The sequence below is a fragment of the Marinicauda algicola genome, assembly GCF_017161425.1.
GTDB lineage: Bacteria > Pseudomonadota > Alphaproteobacteria > Caulobacterales > Maricaulaceae > Marinicauda > Marinicauda algicola.
In genome coordinates, this window is the sequence record NZ_CP071057.1 from 555,262 (window position 1) to 575,393 (window position 20,132).

Below are 20,132 nucleotides of genomic sequence, written 5' to 3' on the forward strand. Positions count from 1 at the left end.
CTATGCGGACGGGACCCGCTTCGCCGAACCCGCCTTCAGCCGCTTGACGGTCTCGGCGTCCGTGTTGCGGAGCAGCTCGGTGGCGGCCCGGTAGCCGGCCTCGACGGCCTCGTCGAAGCGCTTCCACTCGCGCAGCTCCACCTCGAGTTCGGGCAGGACCAGCAGGTCGACCTCCTCGCGCACGCTCTCGTGGCGCTCGAGCACGCCGACCGTGGCCGCGCGCATCAGCAGCGAGGCGACCGGAGGCGGCTCGGAGAAGCCGTGCGTCAGGACCCATTCGAAGAAGCCCTTCGGCTCGAGGAAGTCCTTCGGGTCGAGACCGATATTGCGCGTCACGTCGCAGCCGATATTGCAGCCGCGATGCAGCGCCTTGAGCTGGGTCGCGGGGAAGTTGGAGAACACGGCGCCGTCGACATAGACGTTCTCCCCATCGGTGACGGGCGGTAGCAGCCCGGGCACGGCGATCGAGGCGCGAAGCGCCTGGCGCACGAGTCCGGTGCGGTGCACGTGCACGCTGGCATCCTTCAGGTTCGAGGACACGCAGAAGAAGGGCCGCTTCAGGTCCTCGATCTCGACATCGCCGAAATGCTCGGCGAGGCGCCGGTCGACCTTCCTGCCCTTGGTCATCGCCACCACGGGCAGGGTCCAGTCGTTGAGCGGGCTGGTCTCCACGAAGGCGCGGTAGAGCCGGTCTTCCAGCTCGTCCTGACTCCAGCCCATGGCGAGACCCGCGGCGATGATCCCGCCCATCGAGGCCCCGCCGGTAACGTCGAACACGACCCCGGCCTCCCGGAAGGCGCGGATCGCGCCGACATGGGCATAGGCGCGGCTGCCGCCGCCCGACAGAACCAGGCCGACCGACCTGCCGGCGACGATGCGGGCGAGGAAGTGATAATCCTCCTCATGGCCCTGGCGCAGGTGGAAGCAGCGCGCGGCGTCCGCGGCCTCCACCCAGGGCGCGGCCTTCAGGCCGGGCCTGTCGCCGCCATGGTGCAGCATAACCACATCGATCAGCTTCAGCTTCGCCGCCGGGCTTGCATCGTCGGGCATGAGCGGGGTGGACGGCTTTGCGTCGGCGCGCGCGAGAACCCAGATCCGGTCGGCCCGGCCCATGGCCCGGCGCGCCCATAGCGCGTCGGACAGCTTCGCGCACAGGAAGACCACATCGTGATCGGCTTCGTAGGCGTCGAGCTGCGGGCCCGGCCAGTCTGCCGACTCGACATCGAGGATGGCCGACTTCAATCCCAGCCGGGCGAGGGCGGCCTGCAACTGCTCGGCACGCGCGTCCAGATCGATGGTCGGGCTCGTGGCGATGAGGGCGAAGACCTTGGGCTCGGTGCGCGCCCTGAGTTCGCCGCCGCGCAGCCGGTAGAGCATCATGCGCGCGAGCTCGTTCATCAGCGAGGCGTGCTTGCGCGTCAGCCGGTGGAAGGTCGCCTTGGGCAGGCGCACGAGTTCCGAGTCGCGCAGCGCATAGACGCTCGCGGTATGAGGGCGGTCCTCCACCAGGGCCATCTCGCCGACCGGCTCGCCCTGACGGATGTGGCCGACGAGCTCCGGGCGCCCGTCCGCGCCCGTCTTGAAGGCGGCAAGCGCGCCTGAGCGCACCAGATAGAAGGCGTCGGCCGGCTCGCCGGCCTCGAAAAGCGTCTCTCCGGCCGGCAGGCAGAACCACTCCACCTCGGCCTCGACGGCCTTAAGCGCCGCCTTCTCGACGCGGTTCAGGAAGGGGAGAAAGCCGAGATTGAGAGGAGGCATGTCAGTCGCGTCGTTCTCCTAGGCGTTTCACCGCGGCCAGTGCCTCGAACTCACCCTGCCGCTTCTCGCTCCTCGCCGTGAAGGCCTCCATGATGTCGGCCGGGTTCCACAGGCTCGCCTGAAGCGTCATGGCGTGTTCGAGGCTGTCGGCGACCGAGTGGTCGCGGGCATAGAGGAAGGAGCGCTTGGTGCCGGAAACCGCCAGCGGCGCCTTGGCGGCGATCTTCCCGGCGAGGGCCATCACGCCCTGTTGCAGCGCGGTCTCGTCCTCGAAAACACCGTTGACGAGGCCGAGGCGCTCGGCGCGCTCCGGGCTCAGCGTCTCGCCGGTATAGGCCAGCTCGCGGGCGATTCCTTCCGGGATCAGCTTCGGCAGGCGTTGCAGCGTGCCGACATCGGCGAACATGGCGATGTTGGTTTCCTCGATCCGCATCCACGCGTCCTTCGTCGCGTAGCGCAGGTCGCAGGCGCAGATCATGTCCACGCCGCCGCCGATGCACGGGCCCTGCATCGCCGCGATGACCGGAAAGCGCGCGCGCTCGAACGCGGTGAAGGCGTCCTGCAGCGCCGTAGCCGCCGTCATGAAGGCCTCGCGCAGTGCCGCGGTGTCGGTCTTGAGGGCATTGGGGTTGGTGAAGACGGAAATGTCCATCCCGGCGGTGAAGACCGGTCCCTCCGCCTCCAGGATCAGCACGCGCGTGCGGCCTTCATCCGACAGAGCGCCGACCGCCTCCGGCAGCTCGCGCCAGAAGGCGGGCGTCATCGTGTTGCGCTTGTCGGGGCGGTTGAGCGTCAGGCGCGCGATGGGTCCGTCTGAGGATAGGGCGAAGCTCTCGAACGTCATGCGTCCTCCGGCGGTTTGCGGCCGGGCTACACTTCCGCAGCCGCGCCGGGGGAGCAAGGGGATTTCCGCGTGCGCCGTGCTATTGTGCCGGCCGGCGCCCGGCGGGGCGCGTGCCGGCAGCCGGTCGGACCGGCAGACCTCAGGGCCCGCTCGTGTAGAGCACGATCGCCTGGCCGTGCTCGCGGTCGTACCAGACGCATTCGAAATTCTCGTAGTGGATGGGAAAGCAGATCACGTTGCCGCCCTGCGACCGCGCGCGTTCGTAGAGGTCCGGGCTGGCGCGCAGGCGGATGGCGCTGGGGTCGCGCGGCCCCTCATGGGTCGCCTCCTCGAGCGGCTCCAGCTCGCCGGCCGGGCGGCGCGTGACGTTCTCGGTGAAGCTCGACAGGAGCGCATGAAGGGTCTCCCGGCTCGGGGGGGCGGCAAGCGCGAGCGCCTTCAGCGGGAAGGCTTCCGCGACCAGGAGGGTCCCGTCGCCCGCGCGCAGCGTGACCAGGGCAGCCGCTTCCGGGCAGGTCTGGCGATCCACCTCGATCGCGATCCGGTCGGAGGCCTCCTGGCCGGTTAAGGCGACGGGGTGGCTCTGGCGCCCGCTGCAGCGGGCTGCCGGGCGATCCTCGCCGTCCTGCGCGGCGCCGTCCTCCTGCGGCTCGCCGGCCGAGGCGGTGTCGTTGCCGCCCGCGAAATAGGGGCCGTTCTGATCGCCGCACGCGCAAAGGGCGAGCAGGGCGAGAGCGGCGAGGGCGAGGCGCATGGCAGGGCTCCGGGCAGCGATCGGACGCTCCCGGTCTAACCCCCGCCCCGAAGCCCCGGTTCCGCTAGTCCAGATAGGCGAGGGGATCGACGGCCTCGAAGCCCGGTGCCTCCCTGACATACTGGTCGAGCAGGTATTTGTGACCCGAACCGTAGATCACCAGAACCCGCTCTCCCGGCTCGGCGATCTGCGCGATCCGCGCGAAGATGACCATGTTGCGCCCCCACCAGTCGGCCATGTTGAACGCGCCGACCGGGTTCTCCACCGTGCCCATCTGGGCCAGCGTCAGGTAGAAGCCGTGATTGGCCTGGAAGGCCGGATCGTTGTGCACGCGCAGCTGCTCGATCACCGGGCTGCCGGTGAGTTCGGCCATCAGGGTCTGCACCTCGCCGATCGCGGACTGGAACTGCGCGATGAGACGCTCCTGGCCCGCAGCCTGGGCGGCGCCCATCATGGCGTCGAAATCCATGCCGTTCTGATAGTCGACGGCATAGACCCGGTCATGGCCGAGCCGGGCGGCCAGCTTCAGGCCGAGCTGGTCGCGCTCGTTGACCTGGAGTTCCGCCTCGCCGGCGCGCCAGGCGCGATAGCGCTCGTTGATCCAGTCCTCGTGCTCGGGCTCGAGCTCGACGACGATCTTGTCCGGCGCGAAGGCTTCGAGCCGGTCGAGCACCGCGTCGATCTCGGCCTGGCGCTGCGGCGCTAGGAAATCGTCCAGGTTCTGGTTGATGTAGTCCTGCCCGCCGCCGGTGAAGTGGAAGGTGCCGAGCACCATGACTTCCACCGGTTCGGCCTCGACCTGGCCGAAGGCCGGGGTGGCGCCGAACGCGAGGGCGAGTAGGAGAAGCGTCTTCTTGAACATGGGTGACAGGGCCTTTCCGACCGTTGCTTGACCAACCAGGACCCCTGATGCACCCGCGGCGCCGGCCGGATGCACGGCCCCTCGAAAATTCCCGCCCGCACCGCTCGCATTGCCCTTGGCGCCCCAGACCGGCTAAGAGCAGCGCCACGCCATCGCTCACAGCGGGAAGCCTCTTCATGCACCAGCTCACGACCGAACTCGACCCGACCTCCGACAGCTTCAAGGCCAATGCCGAGCGCATGAACGCGCTGGTCGCCGAGTTGCGCGAGAAGACCGCGGAGGCGGCGAGAGGCGGTCACGAGAAGGCGCGCGAGAAGCACATCGGCCGCGGCAAGCTCCTGCCGCGCGAGCGGGTGCAGCGCCTGCTCGACCCCGGCTCGCCCTTCCTGGAGCTGTCCGCACTCGCCGCCAACGGGATGTACGAGGGCGACGTGCACGGGGCCGGCATGATCACCGGCATCGGCCGGGTTTCGGGCCGCGAGGTCATGGTGGTGTGCAACGACGCCACGGTGAAGGGCGGCACCTACTATCCCATGACGGTGAAGAAGCACCTGCGCGCCCAGGAGATCGCCCGCGAGAACAGGCTGCCCTGCGTCTACCTGGTGGATTCCGGCGGGGCGAATCTGCCCCACCAGGCCGAGGTCTTTCCCGACCGTGACCATTTCGGGCGCATCTTCTTCAACCAGGCCACGCTCTCCTCGGAGGGCATTCCCCAGATCGCCTCGGTGATGGGCTCGTGCACCGCGGGGGGCGCCTACGTGCCGGCGATGAGCGACGAGACGATCATCGTGCGCAAGCAGGGCACCATCTTCCTGGGCGGTCCGCCGCTGGTGAAGGCTGCGACCGGCGAGGTCATCTCGGCCGAGGATCTCGGCGGCGCGGACGTGCACGCGCGCCAGTCCGGCGTCGTCGACCATTATGCCGCCAACGACGATCACGCCCTGCAGATCGCACGGCGCATCGTCGCCAATCTGAACACCACCAAGCGCGCCCAGCTCGATGTCGCCGAGCCCCGCGCGCCGAAGATCGACCCCATGACGATCAACGGCGTGGTGCCCGCCGATGTGCGCACGCCCTACGATGTGCGCGAGATCATCGCGCGCCTGGTCGACGGCTCGCAGTTCGACGAGTTCAAGAAGCTCTACGGCGAGACGCTCGTGTGCGGCTTCGCCCGCCTGCACGGCATGCCGGTCGGCATCGTCGCGAACAATGGCGTGCTGTTCTCCGAGAGCGCGCTGAAGGGCGCGCACTTCATCGAACTGTGCTGCCAGAGGAAGATCCCGCTGCTCTTCCTGCAGAACATCACCGGCTTCATGGTGGGCTCCAAATACGAATCCGGCGGGATCGCCAAGGACGGGGCCAAGCTCGTCACCGCGGTCTCCTGCGCGAAGGTGCCCAAGATCACCGTCATCATCGGCGGCTCTTACGGGGCCGGCAATTACGGCATGTGCGGGCGCGCCTTCGGACCGCGCTTCCTGTTCATGTGGCCCAATGCGCGCATCTCGGTGATGGGCGGGGAGCAGGCGGCGAGCGTGCTCGCCACCGTCAAGCGCGAGGGGCTGGAGGCCCGCGGCCAGGACTGGCCGGCCGAGGAAGAGGAGGCCTTCAAGCAGCCCATAAGGGAAAAATACGAGGAGGAGGGCTCGCCCTACTACTCCACCGCCCGGCTCTGGGACGACGGCGTCATCGCGCCGGAGGACACCCGCACCGTGGTCAGCCTCGCCCTGTCGGCCTGCCTGAACCGCGAGATCGAGGACACGACATTCGGCGTGTTCCGGATGTAGGGCGATGCCGTTTTCCTCCCCCGCTCCAGGCGGTGAGCTCGAGGACGATGCAGGGAGCCAAGCGCCCAGCTCATGCGGGAGGTGATCGCCAGATCCGCTTGTCGCCTGCCCGAACCCGCGAGGAGGTATCCATGACCACCATCACCCTCATCAACGGCCATCCCGATCCCGATCCGGGTCATTTCTGCGCCGCGCTGTGCGAGGCATACCGCGCGGCGGCCGAGAAGGCCGGTCACACCGTGCACCGCGCCGATATCGGGGCGCTGGAGTTCGGGTTTCTCCTGAACCAGCGCGAGTTCGAGGCCCCGCCGCCCGCCGATATCGAGCGGCTGCAGGCGCGGATCGGCGACAGCGATCATCTCGTCTTGGTCTATCCGCTCTGGCTCGGCACCATGCCGGCGAGGCTGAAGGCTTTCCTGGAGCATCTCGGCCGGGCGAACTTCTTCCTCGACACCGGCGGGGACAGCTCGGGATGGCCGGCGCAGAAGATGAAGGGCAGGTCCGCGCGGGTGGTCGTCACCATGGGCATGCCGGGGCTCGCCTACCGGCTCCTGTTCGGGGGCCATTCGCTGAAGGCGCTGGAGAAGGGGATTCTCGGCATTGCCGGCTTCAGGCCGGTGCGCGACACGATATTCGGCCTCGTCGGCTCGGGGCCGGAGCGGCGCGCGCGCATGCTGGAAACCATGGCCCGGCTCGGCGCGAAGGCGCGCTGACCGTCCCGCCTCTGGCCGCCGGGACACGGCCGGGCTAAGCTCGTGTGCGGGACCGATCGCCTGACCGGGGGGAGGGGCAATGCAGATCATCCAATCCGTACTGGACTACCTGCGTCTCGGCTTTGCCGAGGTGAACGCCGTGCAGGGCCTCGTCATCGCGCTCGTGGCGGCGCTCTTGCTGCCCGGTTGGCGGCGCATACCCGTCTTCGCCCTCGGCGCGACGGTGGTTCACCTGCTCGCCGACGTGCTGGCGCCGGTGTTCGCGAACGGTGCCGCGCTGCGTCTGCCGCCGCTCCTGTATGTGGGATTTTGGGAACACGTTCTCATTCTCATCCTCGGTTATCTCGTGGTGATTTCGGTGCTCGCGGCGATCAAGCGCCTGATATTCAAGCGCTGAGCGGGATTCACGTTGCGCGACCTCAGATAGCCGTGCCCGGAGGTCTTGGTTAACGCTCGGAAAAGCGTTGGCATTTTGTTAATTTTTTGGCAGTGTCGCTTCGGGTTCGGTCGCAAGGCCGTCATTTGAGGGGATACCAATGGACTTCGTGAATCAGATTTGGGGCTATGTCGAACCGGTCTGGGCGTGGCTCCACGCCGGCTACGCGGCACACGGCGCGGACAGCTGGACCATGTTCGGCATCCAGGCTGGCGTGATCGCGATCGTGATGGCCCTGCTGATGCAGAGCTACAGCGCGATCCTGATCTTCACCGTCGTCGGAGTGATCGTCCACGTCGTGGTCGACAATGTCCTGCCGATGGTGCGCGAGGGCGCGAGCTTCGCCATGCCGCCCTTCACCGCGATGGATTACTGGCAGTACGTCGCCTTCCTGGCGGTGTTCTACTTCGTCGCGATCACGGTCCTCGGGGCCATCAAGGGCATGCTGTTCCGCGGCGAATAGCCCCGGCCCGCACGCGTCACGAACAGGGGCCGCCGGCGCGCGTTGCTGCGCGCGGGCGGCCCTTTTGCATGCGCCAGGCCAGCTTTGCGTCTTGGCGTGCGCCGCGCGCTGACGTAAGCACGGGGCCAGCCCGTCTTGCCCCGAGGAGTTCCCGATGGCCGAACGCTCAACCGACGATGTCCTCCTGAACGTGACCCCGGCCGGGGCCGCGATCGTCACCCTGAACCGGCCGGACAAGCACAACGCCTTCAACGCCGACATCATCGCGCGCCTGTCCGACATCTTCGAGACGCTGCGGGCCAACGAGCAGGTGCGCATCGTCTTCCTGCGCGGCGCGGGCAAGAGCTTTTCCGCGGGGGCCGATCTGGAATGGATGAAGGCGGCCGCCGACTGGACGCACGAGGACAATGTCCAGGACGCGATGGGCCTCGCCCACATGCTGAAGCGCCTCCATGAGCTGCCGCAGACGACGGTTGCCCTCGTGCAGGGCGCGGCGATGGGCGGCGGCGCGGGGCTGATGGCCGCCTGCGACATCGCCGTGGCGGTGAAGGACGCGAAGATCCGCTTCTCCGAGGTGCGCCTGGGCCTCACCCCGGCGACCATCTCCCCCTTCGTCGTGCGCGCGATCGGCCCGCGCTGGGCCAGGGCCCTGTTCGCCACCGGCGAGGGCTTCGACGGCGCCTATGCGGAGAAGATCGGGCTCGCGCAGTACACGGTGGAGAGCGCCGACGAGCTCGACGACATGATGGAGCACCTCGCCCAGCTCGCCTTCCACACCGCGCCGGGCGCCGTGCGCGCGGCCAAGGCGCTCGTCGACGACGTGTTCGGCAAGGAGATCGACGAGCACCTGCTGCACCGCTGCGCGAAGAACATCGCCGACCGGCGCGCCAGCGAGGAAGGCCGCGAGGGTCTCGCCGCCTTCCTGGAGAAGCGCAAGCCCTACTGGGCGGAGTAGGCCCTTGAGCGAGCCGCGCCCGCCGGGGCGCCTCGCCGGCCTCGAGACCTGGCTGCACGATCGCCGCGAGGCGTTTCGCGCCTTCCTGGTGCGCGGCCCGGTCACGCTCGCCCTGTTCGAGTTCCTGGCCTTCGGGATCAAGCAGGCCTGGGCCTGCCTGTTCGGCGCGCTCATGCTCGCCCTCTTGCTCGCGACCTTCCTTCTCTATCCCGAAGACGCGGCGCTGCACCGCTACGACTTCCTGACGCTCGCCGCGCTCCTCATCCAGATCGCGATGATCGCCTTGAGGCTGGAAAGCTGGGAGGAGGTGCGCGTGATCGCCGTCTTCCACCTCGTCGGCACCGTGATGGAGGTCTTCAAGGTCGCCGCGGGCAGCTGGATCTATCCCGGCGCCGAGGAGGCGGTTCTCGTCGTCGCCGGCGTGCCGCTGTTCTCCGGCTTCATGTACGCCAGCGTCGGCAGCTATCTCGCCCGGGTCTGGCGGATCTTCGACTTCCGCTGGGACCGCTTCGCGCCGCTCTGGCTGCAGGGCCTCCTGGCGGCGATGATCTACGCGAACTTCTTCGCCCACCACTACACGATCGACATCCGCTACCTGCTGTTCGCCGCCAGCGCCCTGATCTACGGACCCTGCATCGTCTGGTTCCGGCCCGACCGCGCACACCGGCCGATGCCGCTGGTGCTCGGCCTCGTCCTGGTTGCGTTGTTCATCTGGTTTGCCGAAAACATCGGCACCTTCGCGCGCGCCTGGGCCTATCCGGGCCAGGAGGAGGGCTGGCACCCGGTCTCGCTCGCCAAGCTCGGATCGTGGTACCTGCTCATGATCATCAGCTTCGTCCTCGTGGCCGCGGTCCACCGCGCCAGCCCGCCTGACAGAGAAGAGAAGAAAATCCCATGATCAAGAAGCTTCTCATCGCCAACCGGGGCGAGATCGCCCGCCGCGTCATGCGCACCGCGCACCGCATGGGCATCGCCACCGTCGCGGTCTATTCCGATGCCGACGCGGCGAGCCCCCATGTGCGCGAGGCGAACGAGGCGGTCCATCTCGGCCCCCCGCCGGCGCGCGAGAGCTATCTGCTCGCCGACAGGATCATCGCGGCGGCGAAGCAGACCGGCGCGGACGCGATCCATCCCGGCTACGGCTTCCTGTCGGAAAACGCCGCCTTTGCGCGCAAATGCCGGGAGAACGCCATCGTCTTCGTCGGACCTTCGCCCGAGGCAATCGAGGCGATGGGCCTGAAGGACCGCGCCAAGAAGCTGATGGAGGAGGCCGGCGTGCCCGTCACGCCCGGCTATCACGGCGAGAACCAGGATCCGGATTTCCTGAAGGAGAAGGCGAGCGAGATCGGCTATCCGGTCCTCATCAAGGCCGTGGCCGGGGGCGGCGGCAAGGGCATGCGCAAGGTCGATCAGGCCGGCCAGTTCCTCGACATGCTGGAAAGCTGCAAGCGCGAGGCGGCGTCGAGCTTCGGCGACGAGACGGTGCTCCTGGAGAAGTTCATCGAGAACCCGCGCCATATCGAGGTCCAGGTGTTCGGCGACAGCCGCGGGCGGGTGGTCCACTTCTTCGAGCGCGACTGCTCGCTGCAGCGCCGCCACCAGAAGGTCATCGAGGAGGCCCCGGCCCCGCACATGCCGCCGAACGTGCGCGCCGCGATGTGCTCGGCCGCGGTGAGGGCGGCGAAGGCGGTCGACTATGTCGGCGCGGGCACGATCGAGTTCATCGTCGACGGCTCCGGCCCGCTCACCGAGGACGGCTTCTTCTTCATGGAGATGAACACCCGCCTGCAGGTCGAGCACCCGGTGACCGAGGAGATCACCGGCTACGACCTCGTCGAGCTGCAGCTGAGGGTGGCGTCCGGCGGCTCGGTGCCGAGCCAGGACGAGATCGCGATCCACGGCCACGCCGTCGAGGCCCGGCTCTATGCCGAGGATCCGGCGACCGGGTTCCTGCCCTCCACCGGCCCGCTGGAGCGCCTCGAGCTGCCGCGCGAGGGCGACGGCATCCGCACCGATTCCGGTGTGGAGGAGGGCGGCGAGGTCGCCATTCACTACGATCCGATGATCGCCAAGCTGATCGCTCATGGCGACACCCGCGGCGAGGCGATCGACCGGCTGGTCGAGGCGATCGACGAGGAGGTGCGCGTCCACCCCGTCCGGACCAATGCCGGCTTCCTGCGCCGGGCGCTGGATTCGGCCGGTTTCCGCGCCGGCGAGGTCACCACCCATTTCATCGACGCCCATCTCGACGCGCTCGCGCCGAAGGCCGTCAGCCCGCTGCAATACGCGCTCGCCGCCTTCGCCCGGCTCGACGGCGGGCCGCTGGCCCCGCCCGCGAACGATCCCTGGGCGGGCCGCACCGGCTTCCGCGTCAACGCCCCGGCCCATCTCGCCGCCGCCTTCGACGACGAGGGTGCGCGCGTCGAGGTGCGCCTGATCCCGGACGGCACCGGCTTCATCGCCGAGATCGGCGAGGAGAGCGTGCGCCTCGACCAGGTCCGCGTCAGCGGGGTGCGCGAGTTCGGCTATGTCGCCGCGCTGGTGGACTCCGAGGAGGTCGTCGCCGAGGCCGAGGCGCTGGAGGAGGGGCTGCTGGTGTCCCTGCGCGGGGAGACCGTCCTGTTCCGGCCCTTCAACGCCGAGGCCGCCGCCGAAGGCCTCGATGCCGGCGCGGCGGTCAAGGCGCCGATGCCCGGCAAGGTGCTCTCGGTGCGCGTGGAGCCCGGCCAGACGGTGAAGAAGGGCGAGACGCTGTGCGTGCTGGAAGCCATGAAGATGGAGCAGTCCCTCGCCGCGCCGCGCGACGGCGTCGTCGACTCCGTCCGGGTTTCGGCCGGCGACCAGGTCGGGGCCGGGGACGTGCTCGTCGCGCTCGCCGAGGAGGGTGAGGCGGCGGCCTGACCTTGCGGCACGCGCCTTGCTCCGTCGCAGCCGAACGCCCCCTCCGGCGTCCCGCTTTGTGACGGAGCTGACCATGGTCCAACCGGTCCTGATTGATTGGAGTGACGAGAAGCGCGCCGAATTCCGCAACGGTGTCGTCAGGGCGCGCCACCGCCTGCACCAGGCGAGCGAGTTCAGCGATTTCGCCCTGGCAGAGCTGATCGAGCGCCATCCGCGCGAGCTCACCGACATCTGCACGATGGGCACCGACGCCACCGACCGCGACAGCTGGAAGGCGGGCGAGCGCGGGCACCTGTCCGGCATGCAGCTGCTGGAGGCCGTGCGCGAGGGCCGGCTGTGGATCCAGCTGCGCGAGGTGATGAACCGCGACGAGGTCTACAAGCCGATCTTCGGCGCGCTGTTCGACCAGCTGAAGAAGCTCAATCCGGGCTACGCCCCGATGCGGGCCTATGGCAGCCTCATCATCTCCTCGCCGAGCGCGCAGGCCTTCTATCATTCCGACGTGTCGGAGACGATCTTCCTGCACGTGCGCGGCAGGAAGCGCTTCCGCGTCTATCCCCCGCACGCACCCTGGCTGAGCGATCAGTCGATGGAAGCGATCCTTCACAAGGACCAGACCGAGGACATCCCGTTCGACCCGCGCTGGGACGAGGACGCGGCGAGCTTCGACCTCGCGCCGGGCGATTTCCTGACCTGGCCGCTGCACGCCCCGCACCGGGTGGAGAATCTGGAAGATCTCAACGTCTCCATGACGTGCGAGGTGGTCACGCGGGAATCGATGATGAAGAACGCGGTGCTGCACGCCAACGGCGCGCTGCGCCGGATGGGCTTCGCCCCGGTCTCCACGCGCACCGACGGGCTGCAGGCCTATGCCAAGCTCGCCCTGTCGAAGGCCTGGAAGTTCGGCGTGAAGCTCTTCGGCCGGCCGCGCGCCAATCCCAAGAGCGAGATCCTGTTCGACGTCGATCTCGCCGCCGAGACGCGCTACCGCGAGCGGGCGCACGCCTGATCCTGCATCCCCGTTTTGATTCGGGCCATGACTCGTCCTAATTCAGGCGGGTCATGGCCCTTCATCTTCTCAAGCTCTGCGTCGGCGCCGATTCCATCGAGGACCTCGAGCGCTGGCGCGACCGGACCGCGCCGGGCGGGCGGCCCATGGCCCATGTCACGCGCATGTTCCCCAAGCGCAAGGCCGAGATCCTGGAGGGGGGCTCGCTCTACTGGGTCATCAAGCGGGTGATCCAGGTGCGCCAGACCATCCTGGACCTCGAGGAGTTCACCGACGCCGAGGGCGTCAGGCGCTGCCGCATCGTGCTCGATCCCGAGCTCGTGCGCACCAGCCCCGCCCCCAGGCGTCCCTTCCAGGGCTGGCGCTATCTCAAGCCGGAAGAGGCTCCCGCCGATCTCTCCGCCGCCACGGGCGGGCACGAGCTGCCCGACGATCTGCGCCGCAAGCTCATCGAGCTCGGCGTCTGGTAGGGTTTCGCCCCTTCCCATTAGTTACAAATGTAACTAAATTGCCTTCGACGCATCGCCCGGAGGAGACCGCCCATGGCCCGCAAATGGATCTACGCCTCGCGCAGCGAGGGCAACGCCTCGCGCCAGGCCCATGCCGACATGCCGCAGGGCACATACGAGCGCGAGATGAGCAAGGAGGGTTTCTTCGGCCCGGCCGCCTTCCTGCACCACAAGAACCCGCCCACGGGGTGGACCAGGTTCGAGGGCCCGCTGAAGCCGCGCGCCTTCGACCTCAACCGCCTCAACATCGCGGAAGCGAGCCCGTGGTCGGCCGCCAGGGTGCTCGGCAATGCGGCCTGCGACATCCGCTTCTGGAAGCTCGATCGCGCGATGGACTCGCTCGCCCGCAACGGCGACGGCGACCAGCTGCTCTTCATCCACCGGGGCGAGGGCGATCTGTTCTGCGATTTCGGCCACCTGGAATACGAGGCCGGCGACTACATCATCCTGCCGCGCGGCACGATGTGGCGCCTCGCGCCATCAGGCGAAACCGCCGTCCTCATGATCGAGGCGACCAACACCCACTACACCCTGCCCGACAGGGGCCTGGTCGGTCCGCACGCCATTTTCGACCCGGCGATGCTCGACGTGCCGGCGATGGACGAGGCCTTCCGCGACCAGCAGGGCGAGAGCCGCGAGTGGACCGTCGAGGTGAAGAAGCGCGGCGAGGTGAGCACCATCACCTATCCCTACAACCCGCTCGACGCGGTGGGCTGGCACGGCGAGCTGCACCCGGTGCGCCTCAACGTGCGCCACATCCGCCCGCTGATGAGCCACCGCTATCACCTGCCGCCGAGCGCGCACACCACCTTCCTGTCGGACCGCTTCGTGGTGTGCACCTTCGCCCCGCGCCCGTTCGAGACCGATCCCGGCGCGCTCAAGGTGCCGTTCTTCCACAACAACGACGATTACGACGAGGTGCTGTTCTATCACGCCGGCGACTTCTTCAGCCGCGACAACATCGATGCCGGCATGATGACCTTCCACCCCTCCGGCTTCACCCACGGGCCCCACCCCAAGGCCCTGAAGAACATGCTGAAGCAGACCAAGCCCGCCACCGACGAATACGCCGTCATGATCGACACCCGCGACCCGCTCGACATCGGCGAGGGCGCGGCGAGCGTGGAGAATGTCGAGTACGTGAACTCGTGGCGGGAGCGCGGGTAGGAATTTCCTCAAACGCTGTCATCCCACGGCGATGCGCAGCATCGACCGGGGGACCCATGCCGTAACATTGACCCCGTGCCACTCGTTACCGGAGAGACATGGGTGGCCCGGTCAAGCCGGGCCATGACAGGTGGGGGAAGGCGCCAAGGAGTTGCCTCGGCCGCCCCCGTCCGCTACCTCGCGGGGCAGCAAGCAAACCTTTTTCCAGAGACCTTCCATGTCCGACACCGCCAAGGGCGCCGAGTGGGCGCGCCGGCGCACCTTCGCCATCATCTCCCACCCGGACGCGGGCAAGACCACGCTGACCGAGAACATCCTGCTCGCCGCCGGGGCGATCCGGCTGGCCGGCCAGGTGCGCGCGCGCGGGCAGAACCGGCGCACCCAGTCGGACTGGATGAAGATCGAGCGCGAGCGCGGCATCTCGGTGTCGGCCTCGGTGATGACGTTCGAGTACGGGGGGCTTCTGTTCAACCTGCTCGACACGCCGGGCCACGAGGACTTTTCCGAGGACACCTACCGCACGCTGACCGCGGCGGATTCCGCCATCATGGTGCTCGACGCGGCCAAGGGCGTGGAGCCGCGCACCCTGAAGCTCGTCGAGGTCTGCCGGCTGCGCGACATTCCCATCCTCACCTTCATCAACAAGATGGACCGCGAGGCGATGGACCCGTCCGAGCTGATCGACGACATCCAGGACAAGCTCGCGCTCGACGCCGCGCCGATGCAGTGGCCGTCCGGCTCGGGCAACCGATTCAAGGGCGTCGCGGACCTGAAGACCGGGCAGTTCATCAGGTATGAGCGCCCCGGCGAGGACGACGACCCGGAGAAGGCGTCCGAGCGCCTGGCGCTGTCGAACGAGGCGCTGGCCTCGATCATGGGCGCGGAGGAGGCCGAGGAGCTCACCGAGGGCGTGGAACTCGCGCGCGAGGTCTGCGTCGATTTCAACGCGCAGAGCTATCGCGAGGGCCATCTGACCCCGGTCTATTTCGGCTCGGCCCTGCGCCAGTTCGGGGTGCGGGAACTCTTGGACGCGCTCGTCGAGATCGCGCCGGGTCCCGAGGCCCAGCCCGCGATCGGCGGGCCGAAGGCGGAGCTCGAACCCTCCGACAAGGAGGTCGCCGGCTTCGTGTTCAAGATCCAGGCGAACATGGACCCCAATCACCGCGACCGCGTCGCCTTCATGCGCCTGTGCTCGGGCACGTTCAGGCGCGGCATGAAGCTGAAGACCGATGCGGGCAAGACGATGACGGTGAGCAACCCGATCCTGTTCTTCGCCCAGGACCGGGAGATCGCCGACACCGCCTATGCCGGCGACGTCATCGGCATCCCGAACCACGGCGTCCTCAGGGTCGGCGACACGCTCTCGGAAAGCGGCAAGTGGCAGGTCGCCGGCATCCCGAACTTCGCGCCCGAGCTGCTGCGCCGCGCGCGCCTGAAGGACCCGCTGAAGGCCAAGCACCTGAAGAAGGCGCTCGAAAGCCTCGCCGAGGAAGGCGTGACCCAGCTCTTCCGCATGCAGGTCGGGGGCGATTTCCTCGTCGGCGCGGTCGGGGCGCTGCAGATCGACGTCATGGCCGAGCGCGTGGCGGCCGAGTACGGCATCGAGGTCACCTTCGAGCCGGCCCCCTACGACACCGCGCGCTGGATCGCCGGGCCCCGCGACAAGCTGGAGGCCTTCGTCGACCGGCACAAGTCCGCGATCGCCGAAGACATAGACGGGGCGCTGGTCTTCATGGCCAAATCGGCCTGGGAGGTGAATTATTCCCAGGAGAAATTCCCCGACATCACATTCCTCAAGGCCAAGGAGCGCAGGGCATGACGCAGGGGCCGGGCCCGATCGAGCAGGTTCTTTCCGCCGCACGCGATCTCTGGAGCGAGGTCGAGATCGTCTGGGACACCAGCTTCTTCGGCCTGAATGTCGGCGACGGGCTCGTCGCGGTCTTCGTCCTGCTGATCGCCTTCGCCGTGCGCGGCCTGTTCTCCCGCCTGCTGAAGGTCGTGCTCAGGCGCGAGACGGAAAAGACCGAGACCCTGGTCGACGACAAGGTGCTCGACGCGATCTCCGACCCCCTCAAGCTCGTGCCGATCATCGTCGGCGTCTATGTCGCCGTCCTCGTGCTGGGCCTGGAAGGTCCCCAGGGCGAGGGCTTCGGCATGGAGATCGTGCAGTCCCTCATCGCCATCGCGATCTTCTGGGCGCTGCACAACGCGGTCATGCCGGTGAGCTACCTGCTGACGGGCCTGAGGACGCTGCTGACCCCCGTCCTCGTGGACTGGCTCGCCAAGGCGCTGCGCATCCTCTTCGTCATCGTCGGCATCGGCGCGGTGCTGGAGATCTGGGGCATTCCCGTCGCCCCCATCGTCGCCGGCCTGGGGCTGCTCGGCGTCGCGGTGGGGCTCGGCGCGCAGGACCTGTTCCGCAATCTCATCGCCGGGCTCCTGATCCTCACCGAGAAGCGCTTCGTGCCGGGCGAGTGGATCCATGTCGAGGGCGTGGTGGAGGGCACGGTGGAGCGGATCAACTTCCGCTCGACCCTGGTGCGCCGCTTCGACAAGAGCCCGGTCTATGTCCCGAACTCCTTTCTCGCCGACAACGCGGTGACCAACTTCACCCGCATGACGCACAGGCGCATCAAGTGGTCGATTGGCGTCGAGTACAAGACGACGACCGGTCAGTTGAAGTACATTCGCGACCATGTCCTGGACTACATCCTGACCCATGACGGCTTCGCCAAGCCGCCCGAGGTGGCGACCTTCATGCGCGTGGACAGCTTCGGGGCGAGCTCGATCGACTTCCTGCTCTACTGCTTCACCAAGACCACGAACTGGGGCGAGTGGCTGGCGCTGAAGGAAGAACTGGCCTTTGCCGTCAAGCGCATCGTCGAGGACGAGGCCGGCACCGCCTTCGCCTTCCCCTCCACCACCGTCTACATGGACGAGGGCACCGAGATCTTCGTGCCGCCCCGGGTGCGCAAGTACACCGGCCGCGGCGAAGCCCTGCCCGACCTTTCCGAACGCGACGCGCGCGGGGAGGGCAGTGACGAGACCGAGGACTGAGGCGTCCCGCTCCGCCTCGTTCCTGGGGCGCGCCGTGACTTCGGGCGTTCCTCTGTGGCAGGCTTCATCCGAGGCAACATACGGGAGACCCCCATGCGCGTCCTGCTCGCAACGTCCACCGCGACGCTCCTCGCCGCGCCGGCCCTGACGCAGGACTTCTCCACCGAGGCCGGACCGGAATCGATCCTGATCGAGGAATGGATCGTGCCCTACGAGACCAGTCGCCCGCGTGACCCCTACACGGTCGACGGGGAGACGGTCTGGTTCGTCGGCCAGGTCACCGACTACATCGCACGCTTCGACGTGTCCGAAGGCACGTTCGAGAAGATCGACCTTCAGGAGGGCGACGGCCCGCACAATCTCATCGTCGAGCCGGACGGAGGCGCGATCTGGTATGCGGGCAACCGCGCCGCCCATATCGGGCGCTACGACGTGGATACGGACGAGTTCGAACGCATCATGATGCCGGACGGCCACCCGGACGATCCGCACACACAGGTCTTCGATGCGAATGGCGATATCTGGTTCACCGGTCAGCGCGCCAATACGGTCAGCAAGCTCGACGTCTCCGGGCGGACGGTGACCACGCTCGAGGTTCCCACGCCCGACGCCCGCCCCTACGGCCTACGGATCGCGCCGGGCGGGACGGTGTGGGTCGCGCTTCTCGGTACGAACAAGCTCGCAAGCATCGACCCGGACACGATGACGCTGACCGAGCATGTCCTGCCGCGCGCCGAGAGCCGGCCGCGACGTCTCGCCATCACCTCGGACGGGCGCGTCTGGTATTCCGACTATGACGGCTCGCGCCTGGGCGTGCTCGATCCGGCAAGCGGGGAGGTGGAGGACTGGCTGACCCCGAGCGGAGAGGGCTCGCGGCCCTATGCGCTCGCCCGCGACAGCGCCGACCGGCTTTGGATCGTGGAGACCGGGGCACAGCCCAATCTCTTCTGCGGCTTCGATCCGCAGAACGAAACCTTCTTCTCCTCCACCCAGGTGCCCTCCGGCGGGGGTACCGTGCGCCACATGCAGTATTACGCGCCCGACGGCGTGATCTGGTTCGGCGCCGACACCAATACGATCGGCCGCGCGATCGTCGAGCCCGGACGCTAGAGTCCGTCGGACTTCAGCCTAGGCGGAGGCCGGAGCGGCGCTGCCGAGAATACCCGCAACTGCCAGGCTGCGCATAGAGTGTCGGCCCCCACAAGCCCGGCAGCGCGTGCTGCCCTGTCCGCCCCGGCCCGGGATAATCCTGCGCGCACGCGCCGTCATGCGGATTCAATGGGGGACGCCCCTGGGCCGGCGCGAGACGGCTCGCTAGGCCGCCACGTCCTTCCTCATGCGCCAGAAGCGCAGGGCGCGCCCGGCATCGTCGAGGGAAAGGCTCTCGTAGAGCTCGCCGAGGGCGCGGGCATCGGCCAGAGCGTCGGCCGCCGCTCCGTCGCGCAGCACGGCGATCGTCACGAAGAGCGCCTTGTCGATTCCCGCGGCCTTGCAGATCAGGGCGAGCCCGTCGACGCTGGGGTGCTCGAGCGCGCGCTTGGCGGCGGTGTAGTCGACGCCGGCCATCTCCGCGAAACCGACGCAGAAATGCACCCGCTTCTTCTCGCGAAGCAGGCGTGCGAGCAGCGAGCCGTCGAGTTCCTTGCGGACCTTGCGCTTGGCGATGAAGTCCTTCGCCTCGCTGATCTCCTTGTCCTCGCGCAGCCGGGCCTGAAGGCGCTGGTGCGAGGCGGCGAGGGCGGCCTCCACCACGCCCGGCTCCATCTTGTCGAAGCGGGACATGATCTTGTCGCGCAGCGTGTTTTCGACGACGAGCATCAGGTCGTTCAGCAGATCGGGCGGGGTGTCCTTGCGCTCCACCAGAGGCGCCTGCAGCGTCTTGCTGGTCTCGGCGCGTCTGGTCACCGTCTCGTAGGTCTCGCGCGAGAGCTTCGCGCCCTCATTGCGCACAAGCTGGGCCACGGTGCGATCATCGCCGCGTTCGACGATGGCATGGGAGACGCGCTCGCTGACCTCGGGCCGGGCGGTGATGGCGCGCATATGAGCCTGGCCGGTCTCGTGCACGATCCGGACGAGATCCTCTTCCGAAAGGGCATTGGAGCGTTCCAGGATCGGCGCGGCGACCGCGATGGCGTCGCGCGCCAGCTGCAGGACGAGGCCCCTGGGCGCGATGTCCGCATCGGCGAAGCGCTCGGCCAGTTCGACGCGCGCTTCCTCCACGGTTTGCGAGGCGATGGAGGAGAGGATCTCGTCGAACTGGCGCTGCAGGACGCTGTTCTTTGCGGGGGGTGCGTCGAAGAACAGGTCGGTCACCTCGCGCAGCAGGGCGCGCCGCCGGTCGGAGGATTTCTCCCGCGCCAGCTCACTCAGCCTGTCGAGCTTTGAAATGACCGCCATCGCCTGCCCCGGAAGGAGAATCGCACCGACACCAGTCAACTTGCCCGGTGCGGGTAAAGAAAGCGTGGCGAGGCAGGGTTAATGAGGCGAGATCGGGTCGCCGGACCGGGGCCGGTCCCCTTCTCCCTCGACCGCTTCCAGCGCGCGGACCTCGTCGGGGTCGGGGGCGCGTTCGCCGGCGGCCTCGATGCGGGCGGCAAGGGCGGGGGAAAGGCCGGTCACGGCGCCTGGCGCCGGGACGGGGGTGCGCGCAGCCGACAGGATGTCGCAGCGCGCCGACCGGCCGGAAAAACCCGCCCGCCAGGTCCAGGCCTCGCAGCGCCGATCGAGCCCGCACGCGGCCGCGCAGGCCTGCCAGCTTTCACCGGGAAGGCCGTCGAGGCGGGCGATCACCGCGCCCCGGCGTTCATGGGCCTCGAGCACCGCGCCTTCGGGCACGGGCTGGACGAGAAGGAGGGCGAGAAGTTTCAGCATCGCGCCATGATGGCGCCGAATCCTTGCCGGAGCCTTTCAACGGTGGGAA

Annotated in this window: 19 protein-coding genes; 13 read left to right on the forward strand and 6 right to left on the reverse strand. The window is 68.2% G+C overall.

Annotated features, from left to right (window positions below; translation table 11 throughout):
• The 4 genes from JW792_RS02750 to JW792_RS02765 form a co-directional block, all read right to left on the reverse strand.
• Positions 1 to 1,758 carry a patatin-like phospholipase family protein gene (locus JW792_RS02750; RefSeq protein ID WP_135994191.1) on the reverse strand — a complete coding sequence of 586 codons (1,758 nt, stop codon included), beginning with the start codon at positions 1,756 to 1,758 and terminating at the stop codon, positions 1 to 3.
• A 1-nt stretch (position 1,759) separates the two neighbouring features.
• On the reverse strand, positions 1,760 to 2,602 hold the full coding sequence (locus JW792_RS02755; protein ID WP_135994190.1) for an enoyl-CoA hydratase-related protein: 843 nt from the start codon (positions 2,600 to 2,602) through the stop codon (positions 1,760 to 1,762).
• Between the two features lie 139 nt (positions 2,603 to 2,741).
• Entirely contained in the window at positions 2,742 to 3,356 is a 615-nt protein-coding gene (locus tag JW792_RS02760; protein ID WP_135994189.1) for a hypothetical protein, read from the reverse strand.
• A gap of 64 nt (positions 3,357 to 3,420) precedes the next feature.
• Positions 3,421 to 4,218: a DUF5694 domain-containing protein gene (locus JW792_RS02765; RefSeq protein WP_135994188.1), complete on the reverse strand. Its 798-nt coding sequence runs from the start codon at positions 4,216 to 4,218 to the stop codon at positions 3,421 to 3,423.
• Between the two features lie 176 nt (positions 4,219 to 4,394).
• Between JW792_RS02765 and JW792_RS02770 the strand changes: the two genes are divergently transcribed.
• The 13 genes from JW792_RS02770 to JW792_RS02830 all read left to right on the forward strand — a co-directional run bounded on the left by JW792_RS02770 (position 4,395) and on the right by JW792_RS02830 (position 18,322).
• On the forward strand, positions 4,395 to 6,002 hold the full coding sequence (locus JW792_RS02770) for a carboxyl transferase domain-containing protein (RefSeq protein ID WP_135994187.1): 1,608 nt from the start codon (positions 4,395 to 4,397) through the stop codon (positions 6,000 to 6,002).
• 131 nt (positions 6,003 to 6,133) lie between these two features.
• Complete coding sequence (locus tag JW792_RS02775; RefSeq protein WP_135994186.1) at positions 6,134 to 6,715, forward strand: NAD(P)H-dependent oxidoreductase; 582 nt, start codon at positions 6,134 to 6,136, stop codon at positions 6,713 to 6,715.
• A gap of 79 nt (positions 6,716 to 6,794) precedes the next feature.
• On the forward strand, positions 6,795 to 7,112 hold the full coding sequence (locus tag JW792_RS02780) for a hypothetical protein (RefSeq protein WP_135994185.1): 318 nt from the start codon (positions 6,795 to 6,797) through the stop codon (positions 7,110 to 7,112).
• Positions 7,113 to 7,251: 139 nt separating this feature from the next.
• Complete coding sequence (locus JW792_RS02785) at positions 7,252 to 7,614, forward strand: hypothetical protein (RefSeq protein WP_135994184.1); 363 nt, start codon at positions 7,252 to 7,254, stop codon at positions 7,612 to 7,614.
• A gap of 154 nt (positions 7,615 to 7,768) precedes the next feature.
• Positions 7,769 to 8,569 (forward strand): enoyl-CoA hydratase-related protein, encoded by an 801-nt coding sequence (locus JW792_RS02790; protein WP_135994183.1) that lies wholly within the window; start codon positions 7,769 to 7,771, stop codon positions 8,567 to 8,569.
• Between the two features lie 4 nt (positions 8,570 to 8,573).
• Positions 8,574 to 9,467 (forward strand): DUF817 domain-containing protein, encoded by an 894-nt coding sequence (locus tag JW792_RS02795; protein ID WP_241095039.1) that lies wholly within the window; start codon positions 8,574 to 8,576, stop codon positions 9,465 to 9,467.
• A complete protein-coding gene (locus tag JW792_RS02800; protein WP_135994182.1) occupies positions 9,464 to 11,470 on the forward strand; it encodes an acetyl-CoA carboxylase biotin carboxylase subunit in 2,007 nt (668 codons plus the stop codon). The genes JW792_RS02795 and JW792_RS02800 overlap by 4 nt, the downstream gene beginning before the upstream one ends.
• 73 nt (positions 11,471 to 11,543) lie before the next feature.
• Complete coding sequence (locus JW792_RS02805) at positions 11,544 to 12,479, forward strand: cupin-like domain-containing protein (protein ID WP_135994181.1); 936 nt, start codon at positions 11,544 to 11,546, stop codon at positions 12,477 to 12,479.
• A 53-nt stretch (positions 12,480 to 12,532) separates the two neighbouring features.
• Positions 12,533 to 12,949 carry a DUF1489 family protein gene (locus tag JW792_RS02810; RefSeq protein WP_135994180.1) on the forward strand — a complete coding sequence of 139 codons (417 nt, stop codon included), beginning with the start codon at positions 12,533 to 12,535 and terminating at the stop codon, positions 12,947 to 12,949.
• Positions 12,950 to 13,021: 72 nt separating this feature from the next.
• Positions 13,022 to 14,155, forward strand: a complete 1,134-nt coding sequence (locus JW792_RS02815; protein WP_135994179.1) for a homogentisate 1,2-dioxygenase — start codon at positions 13,022 to 13,024, stop codon at positions 14,153 to 14,155.
• Between the two features lie 217 nt (positions 14,156 to 14,372).
• Positions 14,373 to 15,974: a peptide chain release factor 3 gene (locus JW792_RS02820; protein WP_135994178.1), complete on the forward strand. Its 1,602-nt coding sequence runs from the start codon at positions 14,373 to 14,375 to the stop codon at positions 15,972 to 15,974.
• Complete coding sequence (locus JW792_RS02825) at positions 15,971 to 17,212, forward strand: mechanosensitive ion channel family protein (protein ID WP_135994177.1); 1,242 nt, start codon at positions 15,971 to 15,973, stop codon at positions 17,210 to 17,212. The genes JW792_RS02820 and JW792_RS02825 overlap by 4 nt, the downstream gene beginning before the upstream one ends.
• A gap of 93 nt (positions 17,213 to 17,305) precedes the next feature.
• Positions 17,306 to 18,322, forward strand: coding sequence for a Vgb family protein (locus tag JW792_RS02830; protein WP_206340887.1), 1,017 nt, complete (start codon positions 17,306 to 17,308; stop codon positions 18,320 to 18,322).
• A gap of 204 nt (positions 18,323 to 18,526) precedes the next feature.
• Here JW792_RS02830 and JW792_RS02835 read toward each other — a convergent pair whose 3' ends face one another.
• Positions 18,527 to 19,609, reverse strand: a complete 1,083-nt coding sequence (locus JW792_RS02835) for a DUF2336 domain-containing protein (RefSeq protein WP_135994176.1) — start codon at positions 19,607 to 19,609, stop codon at positions 18,527 to 18,529.
• A 78-nt stretch (positions 19,610 to 19,687) separates the two neighbouring features.
• A complete protein-coding gene (locus JW792_RS02840; RefSeq protein WP_135994175.1) occupies positions 19,688 to 20,083 on the reverse strand; it encodes a PAN domain-containing protein in 396 nt (131 codons plus the stop codon).
• Positions 20,084 to 20,132 lie beyond the last annotated feature (49 nt).

Coding starts and splice junctions, on each gene's coding strand:
- JW792_RS02750 (WP_135994191.1), bottom strand. CDS start 1,758: ATGCCTCCTCTCAATCTCGGCTTTCTCCCCTTCCTGAACCGCGTCGAG.
- JW792_RS02755 (WP_135994190.1), bottom strand. CDS start 2,602: ATGACGTTCGAGAGCTTCGCCCTATCCTCAGACGGACCCATCGCGCGC.
- JW792_RS02760 (WP_135994189.1), bottom strand. CDS start 3,356: ATGCGCCTCGCCCTCGCCGCTCTCGCCCTGCTCGCCCTTTGCGCGTGC.
- JW792_RS02765 (WP_135994188.1), bottom strand. CDS start 4,218: ATGTTCAAGAAGACGCTTCTCCTACTCGCCCTCGCGTTCGGCGCCACC.
- JW792_RS02770 (WP_135994187.1), top strand. CDS start 4,395: ATGCACCAGCTCACGACCGAACTCGACCCGACCTCCGACAGCTTCAAG.
- JW792_RS02775 (WP_135994186.1), top strand. CDS start 6,134: ATGACCACCATCACCCTCATCAACGGCCATCCCGATCCCGATCCGGGT.
- JW792_RS02780 (WP_135994185.1), top strand. CDS start 6,795: ATGCAGATCATCCAATCCGTACTGGACTACCTGCGTCTCGGCTTTGCC.
- JW792_RS02785 (WP_135994184.1), top strand. CDS start 7,252: ATGGACTTCGTGAATCAGATTTGGGGCTATGTCGAACCGGTCTGGGCG.
- JW792_RS02790 (WP_135994183.1), top strand. CDS start 7,769: ATGGCCGAACGCTCAACCGACGATGTCCTCCTGAACGTGACCCCGGCC.
- JW792_RS02800 (WP_135994182.1), top strand. CDS start 9,464: ATGATCAAGAAGCTTCTCATCGCCAACCGGGGCGAGATCGCCCGCCGC.
- JW792_RS02805 (WP_135994181.1), top strand. CDS start 11,544: ATGGTCCAACCGGTCCTGATTGATTGGAGTGACGAGAAGCGCGCCGAA.
- JW792_RS02810 (WP_135994180.1), top strand. CDS start 12,533: ATGGCCCTTCATCTTCTCAAGCTCTGCGTCGGCGCCGATTCCATCGAG.
- JW792_RS02815 (WP_135994179.1), top strand. CDS start 13,022: ATGGCCCGCAAATGGATCTACGCCTCGCGCAGCGAGGGCAACGCCTCG.
- JW792_RS02820 (WP_135994178.1), top strand. CDS start 14,373: ATGTCCGACACCGCCAAGGGCGCCGAGTGGGCGCGCCGGCGCACCTTC.
- JW792_RS02825 (WP_135994177.1), top strand. CDS start 15,971: ATGACGCAGGGGCCGGGCCCGATCGAGCAGGTTCTTTCCGCCGCACGC.
- JW792_RS02830 (WP_206340887.1), top strand. CDS start 17,306: ATGCGCGTCCTGCTCGCAACGTCCACCGCGACGCTCCTCGCCGCGCCG.
- JW792_RS02835 (WP_135994176.1), bottom strand. CDS start 19,609: ATGGCGGTCATTTCAAAGCTCGACAGGCTGAGTGAGCTGGCGCGGGAG.
- JW792_RS02840 (WP_135994175.1), bottom strand. CDS start 20,083: ATGCTGAAACTTCTCGCCCTCCTTCTCGTCCAGCCCGTGCCCGAAGGC.